Source organism: Amycolatopsis sp. CFH S0740, assembly GCF_004522315.1.
Taxonomy (GTDB): Bacteria; Actinomycetota; Actinomycetes; order Mycobacteriales; family Pseudonocardiaceae; genus Amycolatopsis; species Amycolatopsis nivea.
On record NZ_SDLS01000008.1, the window covers coordinates 26309 to 40793 of the forward strand.

14 protein-coding genes are annotated in these 14485 nt (G+C 71.0%); 9 read left to right on the forward strand and 5 right to left on the reverse strand.

Going from position 1 to position 14485, the window contains the following annotated elements; translation table 11 throughout:
* The first annotated feature begins 71 nt into the window (after positions 1–71).
* Positions 72–1292: a cytochrome P450 gene (locus EIZ45_RS15780; RefSeq protein WP_205669950.1), complete on the forward strand. Its 1221-nt coding sequence runs from the start codon at positions 72–74 to the stop codon at positions 1290–1292.
* Positions 1293–1338: 46 nt separating this feature from the next.
* Positions 1339–1503 (forward strand): hypothetical protein, encoded by a 165-nt coding sequence (locus EIZ45_RS15785; RefSeq protein WP_205669951.1) that lies wholly within the window; start codon positions 1339–1341, stop codon positions 1501–1503.
* On the opposite strand, the gene EIZ45_RS15790 is transcribed toward EIZ45_RS15785, so the two are convergent.
* Positions 1500–2594, reverse strand: a complete 1095-nt coding sequence (locus EIZ45_RS15790; protein ID WP_043833543.1) for a CaiB/BaiF CoA-transferase family protein — start codon at positions 2592–2594, stop codon at positions 1500–1502. The genes EIZ45_RS15785 and EIZ45_RS15790 overlap by 4 nt on opposite strands.
* A gap of 208 nt (positions 2595–2802) precedes the next feature.
* On the opposite strand from EIZ45_RS15790, the gene EIZ45_RS15795 reads away from it, so the two are divergent.
* Positions 2803–3222, forward strand: coding sequence for an antitoxin (locus tag EIZ45_RS15795; protein ID WP_134663432.1), 420 nt, complete (start codon positions 2803–2805; stop codon positions 3220–3222).
* Positions 3223–3795: 573 nt separating this feature from the next.
* Here the strand turns inward: EIZ45_RS15795 and EIZ45_RS15800 are convergent.
* From EIZ45_RS15800 to EIZ45_RS15810, 3 genes are read right to left on the reverse strand one after another with little or no spacing between them, the layout of a single operon-like run.
* Complete coding sequence (locus EIZ45_RS15800; protein ID WP_134663433.1) at positions 3796–4428, reverse strand: bifunctional 2-polyprenyl-6-hydroxyphenol methylase/3-demethylubiquinol 3-O-methyltransferase UbiG; 633 nt, start codon at positions 4426–4428, stop codon at positions 3796–3798.
* 32 nt (positions 4429–4460) lie between these two features.
* Positions 4461–5573 carry a DUF1648 domain-containing protein gene (locus tag EIZ45_RS15805; RefSeq protein ID WP_043833546.1) on the reverse strand — a complete coding sequence of 371 codons (1113 nt, stop codon included), beginning with the start codon at positions 5571–5573 and terminating at the stop codon, positions 4461–4463.
* Entirely contained in the window at positions 5570–5965 is a 396-nt protein-coding gene (locus EIZ45_RS15810) for a GntR family transcriptional regulator (RefSeq protein ID WP_134663434.1), read from the reverse strand. Before EIZ45_RS15810 ends, EIZ45_RS15805 begins: the two co-directional genes overlap by 4 nt.
* A 57-nt stretch (positions 5966–6022) precedes the next feature.
* Between EIZ45_RS15810 and EIZ45_RS15815 the strand changes: the two genes are divergently transcribed.
* From EIZ45_RS15815 to EIZ45_RS15825, 3 genes are read left to right on the forward strand one after another with little or no spacing between them, the layout of a single operon-like run.
* The gene (locus EIZ45_RS15815; protein WP_134663435.1) at positions 6023–6370 is read left to right on the forward strand and encodes a hypothetical protein; all 348 of its coding nucleotides are present in this window, start codon (positions 6023–6025) and stop codon (positions 6368–6370) included.
* The gene (locus EIZ45_RS15820) at positions 6367–7248 is read left to right on the forward strand and encodes an ABC transporter ATP-binding protein (protein ID WP_134663436.1); all 882 of its coding nucleotides are present in this window, start codon (positions 6367–6369) and stop codon (positions 7246–7248) included. Before EIZ45_RS15815 ends, EIZ45_RS15820 begins: the two co-directional genes overlap by 4 nt.
* Positions 7245–8033: an ABC transporter permease gene (locus EIZ45_RS15825; protein WP_043833553.1), complete on the forward strand. Its 789-nt coding sequence runs from the start codon at positions 7245–7247 to the stop codon at positions 8031–8033. The genes EIZ45_RS15820 and EIZ45_RS15825 overlap by 4 nt, the downstream gene beginning before the upstream one ends.
* On the opposite strand, the gene EIZ45_RS15830 is transcribed toward EIZ45_RS15825, so the two are convergent.
* Positions 8026–8931: an ornithine cyclodeaminase family protein gene (locus EIZ45_RS15830; RefSeq protein WP_235146778.1), complete on the reverse strand. Its 906-nt coding sequence runs from the start codon at positions 8929–8931 to the stop codon at positions 8026–8028. The two genes, EIZ45_RS15825 and EIZ45_RS15830, sit on opposite strands and share 8 nt — an antisense overlap.
* A gap of 71 nt (positions 8932–9002) precedes the next feature.
* On the opposite strand from EIZ45_RS15830, the gene EIZ45_RS15835 reads away from it, so the two are divergent.
* The 3 genes from EIZ45_RS15835 (at position 9003) to EIZ45_RS15845 (ending at position 14475) form a co-directional block, all read left to right on the forward strand.
* Entirely contained in the window at positions 9003–9641 is a 639-nt protein-coding gene (locus EIZ45_RS15835) for a GntR family transcriptional regulator (protein ID WP_037818639.1), read from the forward strand.
* On the forward strand, positions 9638–10861 hold the full coding sequence (locus tag EIZ45_RS15840; RefSeq protein WP_134663437.1) for an MFS transporter: 1224 nt from the start codon (positions 9638–9640) through the stop codon (positions 10859–10861). The genes EIZ45_RS15835 and EIZ45_RS15840 overlap by 4 nt, the downstream gene beginning before the upstream one ends.
* Positions 10862–11103: 242 nt before the next feature.
* Positions 11104–14475, forward strand: coding sequence for a S8 family serine peptidase (locus tag EIZ45_RS15845; RefSeq protein WP_240690653.1), 3372 nt, complete (start codon positions 11104–11106; stop codon positions 14473–14475).
* The last annotated feature ends 10 nt before the right edge of the window (positions 14476–14485 follow it).

Genomic DNA, 14485 nt, shown 5'->3' on the forward strand with positions numbered 1-14485 from the left:
CCCGGCGGCCGCAACGGACACCTCCCCCATCGTCCGTCCATTGTGGACTGTCGGGCCGCGAGGGAGCGCCCATGGACCACGCCGTCACCCCCTTCGTGCTGGACCCGGCGGCGCCGGATGTGCACGGCGAGGGCGCCCGGCTGCGCGCCCGCGGACCGCTGACCGTGGTCGAACTGCCGGGCGGCGTGCTCGCCTGGTCGGTCACCAGCCTGCCGCTGCTGCGCGCCCTGCTCGCCGACCCGCGGGTGTCGAAGGATCCCCGGCGGCACTGGCCCGCCTACCGGGACGGCGAGATCTCGTCCGACTGGTCGCTGCACATCTGGGTTTCGGTGCAGAACATGTTCACCGCCTACGGCGACGAGCACCGGCGGCTGCGGTCGCTGGTGTCCAAGGCTTTCGCGCCCGGACGGATCGCCGCGCTGCGCCCGGTGGTCGCCGAAATCGTCGACGGCCTGCTCGACGAGCTCGACGCCGGACCGTCCGAAACCGACCTGCGCGAACAGTACTGCTACCGGCTGCCAATCGAGGTGATCTGCCGGCTGGCCGGCGTCCCCGAACAAGCGCGGCCGGGCCTGCGCACCGCGGTGGCGGGGGTCTTCGCGACGTCGGCGACCGCGGAAGAAGCGACCGCGAACGTCGAGCTGCTGTACGGAATTTTCGCCGACCTCGTCTCCCGGCGCCGCGCCGAGCCCGGCGACGACCTCGCCAGCGCGCTCATCGCCGCCCGCGACTCCGACGGCTCCCGGCTGAGCGAAGAGGAGCTGGTGGACACGCTGATGCTGGTGATCACCGCGGGTCACGAGACGACGGTCAACCTGCTCGACCAGGCCGTGACCGCACTGCTCACGCATCCCGCGCAGCTGCGTCAGGTCCTCGACGGAACGCGCACCTGGTCGGACGTGGTGGACGAGACTTTGCGCTGGCAGGCCCCGATTTCGCACCTGCCGCTGCGGTTCGCGCGAGAGGACATCGAGGTCGAGGGCACGGTCATCCGCGCGGGCGACCCGATTCTCCCGTCCTTCGGCCCCGCCGGACGCGACGAAGCCCACCACGGTCCGGACGCGGACGAGTTCGACTTGGCCCGCAAGGACAAATCAGCGCTCGCGTTCGGCTACGGCGTGCATTACTGCCTCGGCGCGCAGCTCGCCCGGATGGAGGCGGAGCTGGCGCTGCCTGCGTTGTTCGGGCGGTTCCCCGATTTGGTGCTGGCAGTGGCCGGGGAGAAGCTGGAACCGGTGCCGTCGTTCATCACCAACGGGCACCTGACGCTGCCGGTCCGGTTGCGGGGCTAGGCCTTCCAAGCTGCGCGAAAACCGCGGCGCCGGAGCGGGCTGGACAATGCCGTCGAGCGCGACCAGGCTCGACCGGGCCGAGCTGACGCTGCCTGCGCTGTTCGGGCGGTTCCCGGAGTTGGCGCTGGCAGTGGCGGGAGAGAAGCTGGAGCCGGTGCCGTCGTTCATCACCAACGGGCATCTGACGTTGCCGGTGCGGTTGCGGGGCTAGGCCTTCCAATCGGCGAGGACGTCCTCGGTGTCCGCGCCCGGCACCGGCGGCGGCGTCGGCACATCCGTCGTGCTGCGCGAAAACCGCGGCGCCGGAGCGGGCTGGACGATGCCGTCGAGCGTGACCAGGCCGGACCGGGCGGCGATGTGCGGGTGCTGGGGAGCCTCGTCGGGAGCGAGGACCGGCGTGACGCACGCGTCGGTGCCGTCGAAGACCTCGGCCCATTCGTCGCGGGTGCGGGTGAGGAAGGCCCGGGTGAAGGTGGCGCGGAGGGTGGGCCAGCCGTCGCGGTCCAGTTGCGCCGGGAGGTCTTCCGCGGCGAGGCCCAGGCCGTTCAGGAGAGCCGCGTAGAACTGCGGCTCGAGGGAACCGACGGCGACGTAACGGCCGTCCGCGCAGACGTACGTGTCGTAGAACGGCGCGCCGCCGTCCAGGAGGTTCGTGCCGCGTTCGTCGGACCAGGAACCCAAGCCGCGCAAGGCCCACATCATCTGGGACAGCACGTTCGCACCGTCGACCATCGCCGCGTCCACGACCTGGCCGCGCCCGGTCCGGCCGCATTCCCACAGCGCCGCGAGCACGCCCGCGATCAGGAACATCGACCCGCCGCCGAAGTCGCCGACCAGGTTGAGCGGCGGCACCGGACGCTCGCCCGCGCGGCCGATCGCGTGCAGCACGCCGGTGAGGCCGAGGTAGTTGATGTCGTGCCCGGCGCGCTGGGCGAGCGGGCCGTCCTGGCCCCAGCCGGTCATCCGGCCGTACACCAGGCGGGGATTGCGCGCAAAACAGTCGTCCGGCCCGACGCCGAGCCGTTCGGTGACGCCCGGCCGCAGGCCTTCGACCAGCACGTCCGCCTTCGCCGCGAGCCGCAGGACGAGCTCGCGGCCCTCGGGGGTCTTGAGGTCCGCGGCGACCGAGCGGCGCCCGCGCAGCAGCGGGTCCGGCTTGCCGCCGCTGAGATCGAGCGATCCGGAAGGCCGTTCCACCCGGACGACGTCCGCGCCCAGGTCGGCGAGCACCATGCACGCGTGCGGCCCCGGCCCGATCCCGGCCAGCTCGACGACCCTCAGCCCGCTCAACGGTCCCGCCACGTGTCCTCCTCGGCTCCGGCGCCTGCCGCGGCGACCCTACCGGCCGGTCCGGTCCGCGTCCGGGCGTGTGGGGTAACCCACCCGTGGCCCGACCCGGGCAGAACCGGCGCCGGGCCTCACCCGAACCGGGGACTGGCGTCTCGCGGCCGCGCCCTTCGGGTACCCGGCTGGTATCCATGGGTCACGAATAGATCAAGGAGGATTTTCGATGAGCTTTTTCGACCAGGCCAAGGACAAGATCCAGGAATTCGCGGGCAACAACCCGGACAAGGTCGGCCAGGGCATCGACAAGGCCGCCGAATTCGCCGACGAGAAAACGGGCGGCAAGCACGGCGACCAGATCCGCCAGGGCGCGGACAAACTGAAGGAGAACTTCGGCGGCGGCCAGGAAGGCGGCCAGGAACAAGGCGGCGGGCAGCAGCAGGGCGGCTTCGGTCAGGGCGACCAAGGCGGATTCGGCCAGGGTGAGCAAGGCGGCCAAGGCGGATTCGGCCAGGGCGAGCAAGGCGGCCAAGGCGGATTCGGTCAAGGCGAGCAAGGCGGCCAGGGCGGATTCGGCCAGGGCGAGCAGGGCGGCTTCGACCAAGGCGGCCAGCAGGGCGAGCAGCAGTGGGGCAACCAGCAGTAACGAGGGCAGTTCCCGCCTGAGTTCCCGCACCGGGGGCGGACCGCGCAGGTCTGCCCCGCCGAGAACCGGGAAATCGTTGGCGGCAAAAGGAACTGCGCGAGTCGGGAGGCAGCCAAGCAGGCGAACCTCGCGCGAAATCCACTGCCACCGGAAGTCCGCAGATCGGCCGCGGCGAGCGAACCGCGCAAGTCACGAGCCTCGGCAACCGGCCGGGGCAAGAGAGCTGTGCGCGTCGGCAACCGCGGTCGGCTGCGGGAATGTGTCGCAACGGCCAGCCTCCGCGGCGAAACGAGACCAGCCGCCGCGAGCGAAAACGAGCCGTGAACGTCGGCGGCCGCGGGTGCAACAACTCAGCTGCCAAACCTCGCGAATCGGTCGCCGTGAGCAAACCGTAGTGACCCCGCAATAACCCGGCCTCGGCAGGGATTGAGACCAGCAGCGACGAGCGGGCGGGGCGGTGTTTCGGCGCAGTTTCCGGCGTATTCACCCGGACCGCGCGAAAATGCCGCCCCGCTTTTCCGTGCCGCATCCGCTTCGCTGAATTTCTTTCACAGTTCCGTGGTCCGGAGCCGCTCAGCCGGGTTTGCGGGCCGAGATCAGCAGGTGTTCCTCCGGCTCCGCCCCGGGCTTGTCCGGGGCGAACGTTTCCGTCCTGGTCCCGGTCACTTCCAGTCCGGCCGCGCGGACCCGGTCGGCCAGCGCGTCCGCCGGGAAGCTCGTCACCCGGATCGTGTGGCCGAGGAAGTCGACCGGGACGTCCTCGACGTCGGCGGGCACCGTGATCAGCGCGAACCTTCCTCCCGGGGCCAGCCAGCCGGCGATCCGGCCGAGCGCGCGCTCCGTTTCGGCCCGCGGCAGCTGCAGGAACGGGAAGAACGCGCACACCGCGTCCCACGTCCCCGGTTCCGACTCCCATTCCCGCACGTCGGCCTGCACGAACTCGGCCCCGGGCACCTGCTCGCGGGCGATCCGCACCATCTCCGCGGACACGTCGATCCCGGTCACCCGATGCCCGGCGGCGACCAGATCCGCCGCGACGGGGCGGCCGGTCCCGCTGCCGACGTCGAGCACCCGCGCCGACGGCGGCAGCACCGCGAGCAGCTCCCGCACCGCCGCGTCCACCACCGGCGGGCGGCCGAACGCGTCCTCGTACCCGGCGCCGATCGCGTCGAACAGTTCCGCCGCAGTGGTCAGTTCCTCGGACATCCCAGTTCCCCTCGCCGTCGAAGGAGCCCAGGCTATCCGCCCCGGGAAGGCAGTTCGATGACGCCGGACCCAGCCAGCGCAGCGAACACCGCGAGTGCGGCGAGGAGGGCCCAGCTGATCGGGTGGCCGAGGTTGAGCGTCCAGGCGACCCCAGAGCGCCGGTGCACGAGAAGGGCCGGATCGCCGCGGTTCGCGTAGACCATGCCCGCGAGGTGCCAGTACCGGTCGTCGTCGCGCTGTACGCGGCCGGAATCCTCTTCGTCCGCAGGCAGCCGGTGCCCGGCATCACCCGCCCGGAACGCGAACGCCACCCACGCGACCACCGCGCCAGCGAGCGGGACGTAGCTGACGACAGTCGCGCCGGTCGTGGCCGGGACGATTTCCCACACCTCCAGCGACGCCACCAGCAAGCTCGCGGCCACGCATCCGGCGGTGCCGAACAGCAGCCGCAGCACGCCGGCGAGGTAGTCACGGTACCGGGCGGCCGAGGCGGCGGGTTGCGCCGCGTCGAGTTCCGGCCGGGCACGCGGCAACGCGATACCCAGCAGAGCCACGAGGACGATGATCAGCAGCTGCGCGGTGACGGTCGCGAACGCGCGGCCGACCGTCGTCGCGCCGCGCCGGACGGAGTCGACGGTCATTCCGTTCGGTGTCGGCAGTGTCGCGGGCAGGTCGCCGTAGCGCCACGCCCCGATCGCCGCGGTGATCGCGAACAGCACTGCCGCCGGGGCCAGGAAAATCCATTGTGGATGGACCGGGTCGGTGCGCAGCGAGGTGTCGGTCGCGACTGCCTGCCGGGTTCCGGAGTACCAGTCGCCGGAGCGTTTCGCGGCGGCGACCGTGCGGTGCGCCTGGTAGCCGAGGCCGCAGCAAGCAGCCGCGAGAACCGGTGCGGCGAACGCGGCCGCCGGCTCCCAGCGCAGTCCGGCCGAGGCGAAAGCGACCAGGACGAACGCGAGAGTGCCGGCCACCAGCACTCCGCGCGCGTAACGACGATGCGCACGAACGATCTCCGGTTCGGCAACGCGCGCCGCCGGCACCCGCACACCGAACGGAACCGTCGGCCGGGCGAACGCGGGCGCCGCCCAAAACGCAGCGGCCAGCAACGCCACCAGCACGAGATCCACATAGACCGACGACGTCACGACGCCGCCTTGACGCGGAAGGATTCCAGCACCGAGCCGCACCGGGCGGTCACCTCGTCGGCGTCCAGCCCGAGCGCGACGGCCTCGGCCAGGAGCGTGCGAAGCCGTTCCTGCCATTCGTCGGCGTACCCGGGTTCGGCGGGGCCGGATCGGGCATCGCGGCGGATCACCGCGCCGCTCTTGCGGTTGATGCGGATCAGGCCCTGCGCGCGGAGCAGGTCGTAGGCCTTGTTCACGGTGTGGAAGTTGATGCTGAGGTCGGCGCCGAGCTGCCGGGTGGACGGCAGCGCGTCGCCCTCGCCGAGGTCGCCCTGGGCGATCGCCTCCACGACCCGGTCGCGGATCTGCAGGTAGATCGGCGTCTCGCTGTCGAGATCCAATGTCAGCAGCACCCGTCCAGGATATCTGCTATACATCTAATAGAACAGCTAACGCAGGGGGTGAAGACGATGGCGGCAGCCGAAATCGTCGGCGACGGGCTCCGGGTGCGGTTCTCCCGCTGGGAGCGGATCGCCGTGTGGCGAGAAGAGATCACGGTCCCGCTGGCTCGCATCCGGACGGTCGAGGAGATCGGGAATCCGCTGGCCCGCACGCGCGGCGGCCGGATCGGCATGCTGGTCAGCGGGGTGGTCAAGGTCGGGATCTGGGGGCTGGGCACCGGGACGCGCCAGCTGGTGTCGGTGCGCCGGTCCGGCCCGGCGCTGCGGATCGTCCTCGACGGCGGGGAGTTCGGCGAGCTGCTGCTCAGCCTGCCCGACGCGGCCGAGCTGGCCGAAGCGCTCAAGGCCCGCGCATGAGCATCGCCGTCGAGAACCTGACCAAGCGGTTCGCCGCGACGCCCGCGGTCGCCGATCTGACGTTTTCCGCCGGTCCCGGGGAAATCACCGGTTTCCTCGGGCCGAACGGTTCCGGGAAGACCACCACGATGCGGATGCTCCTCGGGCTGGTCCGGCCGGACGCCGGGGCCGCGACGATCGACGGCGTCCGGTACGCCGAGCTGCCGCATCCGGCGCGCACCGTCGGCGCGGTGCTCGACGGGGCCGACCCGCATCCGTCCTGTTCCGCGCGGGAGCACCTGCGCATCTACGCCACGATGGCCCGGCTGCCGCGCCGGCGCGTCGACGAGGTGCTGGAGCAACTGGAGATGACCGCCTTCGCGGGACGGCCCTCGCGCGGCTATTCCACCGGCATGCGGCGACGGCTCAGCCTCGCGACCGCGTTGCTCGGCGACCCGCGAGTGCTGGTGTTCGACGAACCGGGCAACGGACTGGACCCGCGGGGCATGGCGTCGCTGCGCGACCTGCTCACCGGGTTCGCCGCGAGCGGCCGCACCGTGCTGGTCTCCAGCCACGTGCTCAGCGAACTGGAGCAGATCGCCGGGCAGGTCGTGGTCATCCGCGACGGCCGCCTCGTCGCCACCGGCACCCTGGCGGAGCTGTCCGTCTCGACCGCACCCGCCGCGCTCGTCCGCTCCCCCGACGCCGACGACCTCGCTCGAACGTTGAGCGGGGCCGCCGAACGGATCGCGCCGGATCTGCTTCGCGTCTCCGGCCTCAGCACCGCCGAGATCGCGGACCGGGCGGCCGCGGCCGGACTGCGGATCCACGAGCTCACCCCGGAAAAACCCGGCCTGGAACAGGTTTTCCTCGCCCTCACCGCGGGAGAACGCCGATGATCGCCGCGGAACTCCGCCGGCTGCGCTCCACCCGGCTGTGGCTGTGGGCGCTCGTCACCGCCGCGGTGTGCGGCGGCGGCCTGGTCGGGCTGATCGGCGTGATCGGCCCGGAGCAGGTCCAGCCGCCGATGCCCGGTCTCGACACCGCCGCCGGGGTGCGGAACGTGCTCGGCATGGCGACTGTGACGGTCCTGTTCCCCGCCGTGTTCGGCACCGTCGCGATGACGTCGGAATACCGGCACCGCACGATTTCCGTCACGTTCCTCTTCGCACCGCGCCGCTGGCGGATCCTCGTTGCGAAACTCGCGGCGTTCGCCATCGGCGGCCTCTGCTACGGCGTCGTCACCGCAGTGGCCGCCGGGCTCGCGCTCTACGGCAGCGCCGCCCTCCACGGGGTGACCGTCGGCCTCGCCCCGGCGACAGTCGTCGAGCTGCTGCTCCGGATCGCCGCCGCGATGACGATCTACACCGTGCTGGGCGTGGGAATCGGTGCGCTGCTGCGGAATCAGGTCGCCGCGCTGGCGGTGGTGATCGGGTATTTGTACCTGGTCGAAATCGCGCTGCTCGCCATTCCCGGCGTGAACACGATCTACCCCTACCTTCCCGGCGGAGCCACCGCCGCGCTCACCGAATTCGGCTATCTCACCGACGCGCTCGCCCAGCAGACCGGCCACGCGGGCGGACAACTGCTGCCCACCACGGGCGGCGCGCTCGTTCTCCTCGGATACGCACTGGTCGCGGCCGGGCTAGCAGTCGCGTTCCCGTTGCGCCGGGATGTCACGTGACAGCTTCATAGGCCGCCGCCGCGACCACCAGATCCTCCCAAGCCATTCCGACGCTCTTGAACAGCCGGGGACCCGATGCCACCGTCCGCCCCTGTGCCAGTTCCACGAGCGGCACCAAGTCGTCCGCCGCGAGGACGCCGGATTTCATTGCCAGCACTACATCTCCGGCCTCGCGAGTAGCCGCGCCAATGCCTTCGACAACCACTGTGGACCGTCCAATGAGGACATCGCCGACTTCCCGGGCATCGGGTTCGTGCGAGCCGACGGCTACCACGGTGGCGTGCTCGGGGACTTTCGCGCCGTCGAACACGGGGGTTCGCGACGAGGTGCAGCAGGCGACCAGATCAGCCGAGGACACGTCGTCCGGCGTGCCTGCCCGGGCGAAGGGGTACTGCTCGGCGAGGGCTTGCGTACGTTCGGGATTGCGGCCGACCACCACTACGTCCTGCACCGGCCGCACGGCGCGGAAGGCTTCGATGTGGCTCTGCGCCTGCGGGCCTGTCCCGAACACGACCAGGCGTTCCGCGTCCGGCTCGGCCAGGAGGTCGACCGCCACGGCGGAAACCGCCGCCGTGCGGACTGCCGTGAGGGCGATCCCGTCGAGGAGCGCCTTGGGGGTGAGCGTCGGGCCGTCCATCAGCAGGTAGTGGCCTTGGATCCGCGGCAGGCCGCGAGCCGGGTTGTCCGGGGCGACGGAGGCGACCTTGACCCCGGCGTAGCGGTCCCAGAACGCGGGCATCAGCAGAAACTGTCCGGTGGGCACGGGTACGACAGACCGAGGCGGGTCCTGGTCCGGGTCCAGGCCGCCGGTCAAGGCGGTGCGGATGGCGTCGACGGCTTGGCGGACGGTCGGTGGGGCATCGAGGAACAGCACGCCGACGAGCATGGCACACGGCACCGACAGAACCATCTGAGCCGCAGGTCACAACGCCTTAGATACAAGCTGAGATGCATGCTAGCGTCCCATCTGTGAACGCGTTGAAACCCGCCGCCGATCGCGCGTACGAGCTCACCAAGGAGCTCGTGCTCACCGGCGAACTGCCCGGCGGACACCTGTTCAGCGAGGGCGAGATCGCCGAGCGGCTCGGGGTGAGCCGGACGCCGGTGCGCGAGGCGTTCCTGCGGCTGCAGGTCGAGGGGCTGCTCAACCTGATCCCGAAGCGCGGCGCGATCGTCGTCCCGATCACCCCGGGCGAGGCCGAGGACGTGCTCGAAGCCCGCGAGGCCGTCGAAAGCGCGGCGGTGCAACGGCTGGGCAGGCGTCCGGAGTTGATCCCGGCGGCGCTCGAGCAGCTGCGCGCGGTGCTGGCTGTCCAGCGGCAGCACGCGGAAGCGGGCGACGTGCCCGCGTTCGCGGAAGCCGACGCGCTGTTTCACCGCACGATCGTCGAGGCGGGCGGCAACGCGCTGCTGCTCAGCTTCTACACCACGCTCGCCGACCGGCAGCGCCGGATGAACGTCCACGCGCTCGCGCCGATCCCGGCTCGGCTGCCCCAGGTCGTCGGCGAGCACGAAGACCTCCTGAACATCATCGCGGAGGCGGAGACGAAGGCCGACACCTTCGCCCCGGCCCTGCGAGCACACCTGGATTCGGTGCACCGTCGATGACCACTACTGCTGACCGCGCTCCCCTGCCCGAAACACCCGAGACAACCGCCCGTCCGGCCTGGTTTCCGGCCGCCGCCGCGGTGTTCGCGTGCGGCTGGGGCGGCAACCAGTTCACCCCGCTGCTCGTCATGTACCACGCCGCGGGCTACTCCGCGTTCACCGTCGACGCCCTGCTCGGCGCGTACGTCGTCGGTCTCGTGCCGGGGCTGCTGCTGTCCGGCGGACTGTCCAATCGGTACGGTCGCCGCCCGGTGATGTTCGCCGGCACCATGGTGTCGTTGCTGGCGAGCGTGCTGCTGGCACTCGGCCCGGTCGGCGTCGGATGGATCGCCGCCGGCCGGTTCCTCTCCGGCATCGCGGTCGCGGTCGCGATGGCCGTGGGCTCCACCTGGATCAAGGAACTCGCCGACGCCGACCCGCACAGCGCGGCCGACACCGGCACCCGGCGCGCCGCGCTGTGCCTGACGCTCGGGCTCGGCATCGGCCCGGGCGTCGCCGGAGTGCTCGCGCAATGGGGTCCGTGGCCGATGGTCCTCCCCTACCTGGTCCACATCGGACTCGCGCTGGTCTCGCTGCTCGCGGTCACGCGCAGTCCGGAAACGCTCACTGTCCGGACCGAATCGGTCCGCGCCGCGTTGCCCGCCACCGCGCGGCATCCGCGGTTCCGCCGGGTGATCCTGCCCGCCGCGCCGTGGATCTTCGGCTCGTGCGGCGTGGCATACGCGATCCTGCCGCAGCTCGTCGAGCATCAGACCGGGTCGTGGGCGCTGGCCTACTCCACCTTGCTCACCGTCTGCGCGATCGGCGCGGGCGTGGGGATCCAGCCGATCGCCAAGCGGGTGGACCGCACCACCAGCGCCCGGGCGGTGCTCACCGGGATGGCGGTGCTCTGCGCCGGACTCGTCCTGAGCGTCTTCGCCGCCGCGCGGGAATCGCCGTGGATCGCCCTCGGCGCGGCGATTGTGCTGGGCGCCGCTTACGGCATCGTGGTGGTGTCCGGACTGCTGGAATTGCAACGCCTCGCCCGGCCGGGCGAAATCGCGGAACTCACCGGCGTGTACTACGCGCTGGCCTACATCGGATTCCTGCTGCCGTCAATTTTGGCCGCCCTGAACGGAGTAGCGGGCTACCCGGTTCTGCTCGCCTGCGTCGCACTGGTCGCGATCGCGGGAACCCTTGTGGTGACCCGGCACTCGCGCCGGCACCTCCCCCAGGACTGACCCGATTCCGGCAAACGGGACCGAATGCGCGACCGCGCGGAAATTCGGTCCCGTTTGCCGGATTTGTTTCCCACTATTGTCGCTTGTGGATCGTGCGGGAGTCGGAAAGAGTTCTGCTATCGGGAAATCGAGCGCGGCACGAGTGCGCCCGATTTCGTCGGGGCCGGTAACTCACGAACCCTTCTAGCAGGAAGTGGGAACTGCACATGGGGCGTTCCTCGCGATCCGTTCGCGCCCTGGTCATGGCTGCGACCGGCAGCCTGGTGCTGGCCGGGGCGACCCAGCCGGCGCAGGCTGCCGCACCGGCCGCCGCGGCGGACACCGCGCCGCAATCGGTGATCGTCGTCCTCGCGGACCAGCTGCCCAGCGCGCCGCCCACCAAGGCGGCCTCGGGCACTCGCCGTGCCAAAGCCACCCAAGAACAGGACTCGGTGCTCGCCAAGCTCTCCGGCGCGGCACCGGCCAAGGTCAAGCACTTCGCACTGGGCAACGCGTTTTCCGCCACGGTCACGCCCGCGCAGGCCGCACAGCTCGCGCACGACCCGGCGGTCGCGCAGGTGCTGCCGGACAGCAAGGTGACGCTGCCGGACGCCAAACCGGGCGCACCGGCCGCCGCGCCGAAAGCAGGCGGACCGGCCGCGCAGTCCACGCCGAACGCGACCTGCCCGGCCGACCCGGCGAAACCGTTGCTGGAGCCCGAAGCGCTGACGTCGATCCGCGCGTACAGCACCACCGGCGGCAAGAGCGCGTCCGATCTGGCCAACGGCGCGGGCGTGAAGGTCGCGTTCCTCGCCGACAACATGGACCCGAACTACGCGGACTTCATCCGTCCCGACGGCAGCCACGTGTTCTCGGACTACCAGGACTTCTCCGGCGACGGCCCGAACACGACCGACGCCGGGGCCGAGGCCTTCGGCGACGCTTCCTCGATCGCCGCGCAGGGCGTCGTGGTGCACGACCTGTCGAAGTTCGTCAACGAGAAGCACCCGCTCCCGGCGGGCTGCAACATCGTCGTCAAGGGCGTCGCGCCGGGTGCGAGCCTGGTCGGGCTGAACGTCTTCGGCAAGACCGCGACGAACTCCGCGGTGCTGCAGGCGATCGACTACGCGGTGACCGTCGACCACGTCGACGTGATCAACGAGTCGCTCGGCCTCAACCAGTACCCGGATTCCAGCTCCCGCAACCTGTTCCAGGTCTTCAACGACCAGGCCGTGGCCGCGGGCGTCACCGTGACCGCCTCCAGCGGCGACGCGGGCACCACGTCCACGATCGGCAGCCCGGCCACCGACCCGCTGGTGATCTCGACCGGCGCGACGACCGACAACCGGCTGTACGCGCAGACCGGCTACGCGGCTTTCCCGTTCTCCAACGGGAAATGGGTGAACGACAACATCTCCGCGCTGTCCTCGTCCGGCATCACGCAGAACGGCCGCACCATCGACCTCGTCGCACCCGGCGAGGGCAACTGGGCCGACTGCTCCCCGGCGTACTCGGAATGCCGCAACTTCAAGACCGTTCCGGAAGGCACGGACCTCGAATCCTTCGGCGGCACCAGCGAATCCGCCCCGCTGACCGCGGGCGTCGCCGCGCTGGTGATCCAGAGTTACCGCAATTCCCACCACGGTGCGTCGCCGACGCCCGCACAGGTGAAGCAGATCATCACCAGCACCGCACGCGACCTCAACCTCCCAGCCGACGAGCAGGGCGCGGGCCTTCTCGACGCCCGCGCGGCGGTCGAAGCGGCGCTCACCGCTCCGGGTTCGACCGGGGCGCCGGCGGGCGTCTCGTCCAACATCACGCTGTCGGCCGACCAGCTGACGCTGGAAGGCGCGCCGGGCAGCACGCAGCATGCGTCGGTCAACGTCACCAACGCGGGCAGCAAGCCGCTGACGGTCAGCACCGGCACGCGGACGTTCGCGCCGATGGGGACGCAGACGCAGACCACCGGGTTCGACTCGACCAAGCTGCCGACGTTCCCGTACTTCAACGGCACGAACTGGGCGTACAAGAAGGTCACCTTCTCCGTGCCGAACGGCGCGCAGCGGCTGCTGGCGCGGATGGCGTGGCAGGGCAGCCCGAAGACGGTCAACGGCCAGTCCGTCACCCCGGTGGTGCGGCTGACGCTGCTCGCCCCGGACGGCACCTTCGTCGCCAACAGCCGTCCGCAGGGCGGGGCCGCGACGGCGAACTACGCCAACGTGGACGTCACGCGCCCTGCCGCGGGCACGTGGACCGCGGTGCTGTACTCCGCGTCCGGACAGGCCGGCTACACCGGTGACATCCAGCTGGCGACCACCGCGCAGCGGGCTGTCCCGTACGGCCAGGTTTCGCCGCAGATCCTGCAGCTCAACCCCGGTCAGACGAAGCCGGTGCACGTCGCGCTGCAGACCCCGGCCAGCGGCGGCGACGCGGACTACTCGATCACCTTCGGCAGCTCCGACGGACACCAGACCACGGTGTCGGCCGTGCTGCGCGCGCTGATCCCGACGAAGAACGGCCCCGGCGCGTTCGGCGGCACGATCACCGGCGGCAACGCCCGCGCGGTGTCGCCCGCGCAGACCTTCTCCTACGAATTCGACGTTCCGCGCGGCAAGCGGGACCTCGACGTCGCGGTGAAGCTGCAGGACCCGGGCACGCTGCTCGACGGCGTCCTGGTCGACCCGAACGGCGAACTCGCCGACGTGAACAGCAACGCCTACCTCGATTCGGCCACCACGCTGAAGCAGGGCACCGCGTTGCAGCTCGTCGACGCGAACCCGCTGCCGGGCCGCTGGCACCTCGTGCTCGTCGTGCAGAACCCGGTGACGGGCAAGCAGATCGACCAGCCGTTCACCGGAACCGTCGGCTTCGACCAGGTCTCGGCCAGCGCGCCCGCGCTGCCGCAGTCCGCGTCGCTCGCCGCGGGCAAGGCGGTGACCGTGCCGGTGACGGTGCGCAACACCGGCATCGAACCGATCGCCATCGGCGTCGACGCGCGCACGAACGCGAAGCAAACGCTGCAGCCGCAGCCGATCCAGGGTTCGACCGAGGTCGACCTGCCGGAGCTGAACGCGAACGCGCCGGTGTACTCGATCCCGCCGGAGACGAGCAAGTTCACCGTCGCGACGTCCTCGACCGTGCCCGCGCAGGCGGAGATCCAGGGTTCGGCGGCGGGCATCGACGTGCTCGGCGACCTGAAGTCCGCGCAGAACGGCAGCACGGTGTCGGTCGCGACGATCGGCGAGAAGACCGGCTACGTCACCAAGGGCGTCTGGTTCGCCGACGTGCAGGAGATCGGTCCGTTCGGTCCGGAAGGCGCGCCTGCCGGGCATTCGAGCTACACGGCGTCGATCCAGACGGCGGGCTTCGACGGTTCGGTGACGTCGTCGACCGGCGACCCGTACGGCCAGTCGGTGGACCCGAATGGCACCGGCGGCACGCCGCAGCTGGTGAAGCCGGGCGAGACCGCGACGATCCTGGTGACGATCACGCCGTCGGGCAACCGCGGGCAGCAGGTGGCCGGGCACTTGAACATCGTGACCGTGCCCTCGCTGCCGACCGGCGTGACCGGTCTGCCGCAGGTCGGAACCGGTGAGGTGCTGGCGACTCTGCCGTACAGCTACCGCATCGGCTGACGTGTTCCGT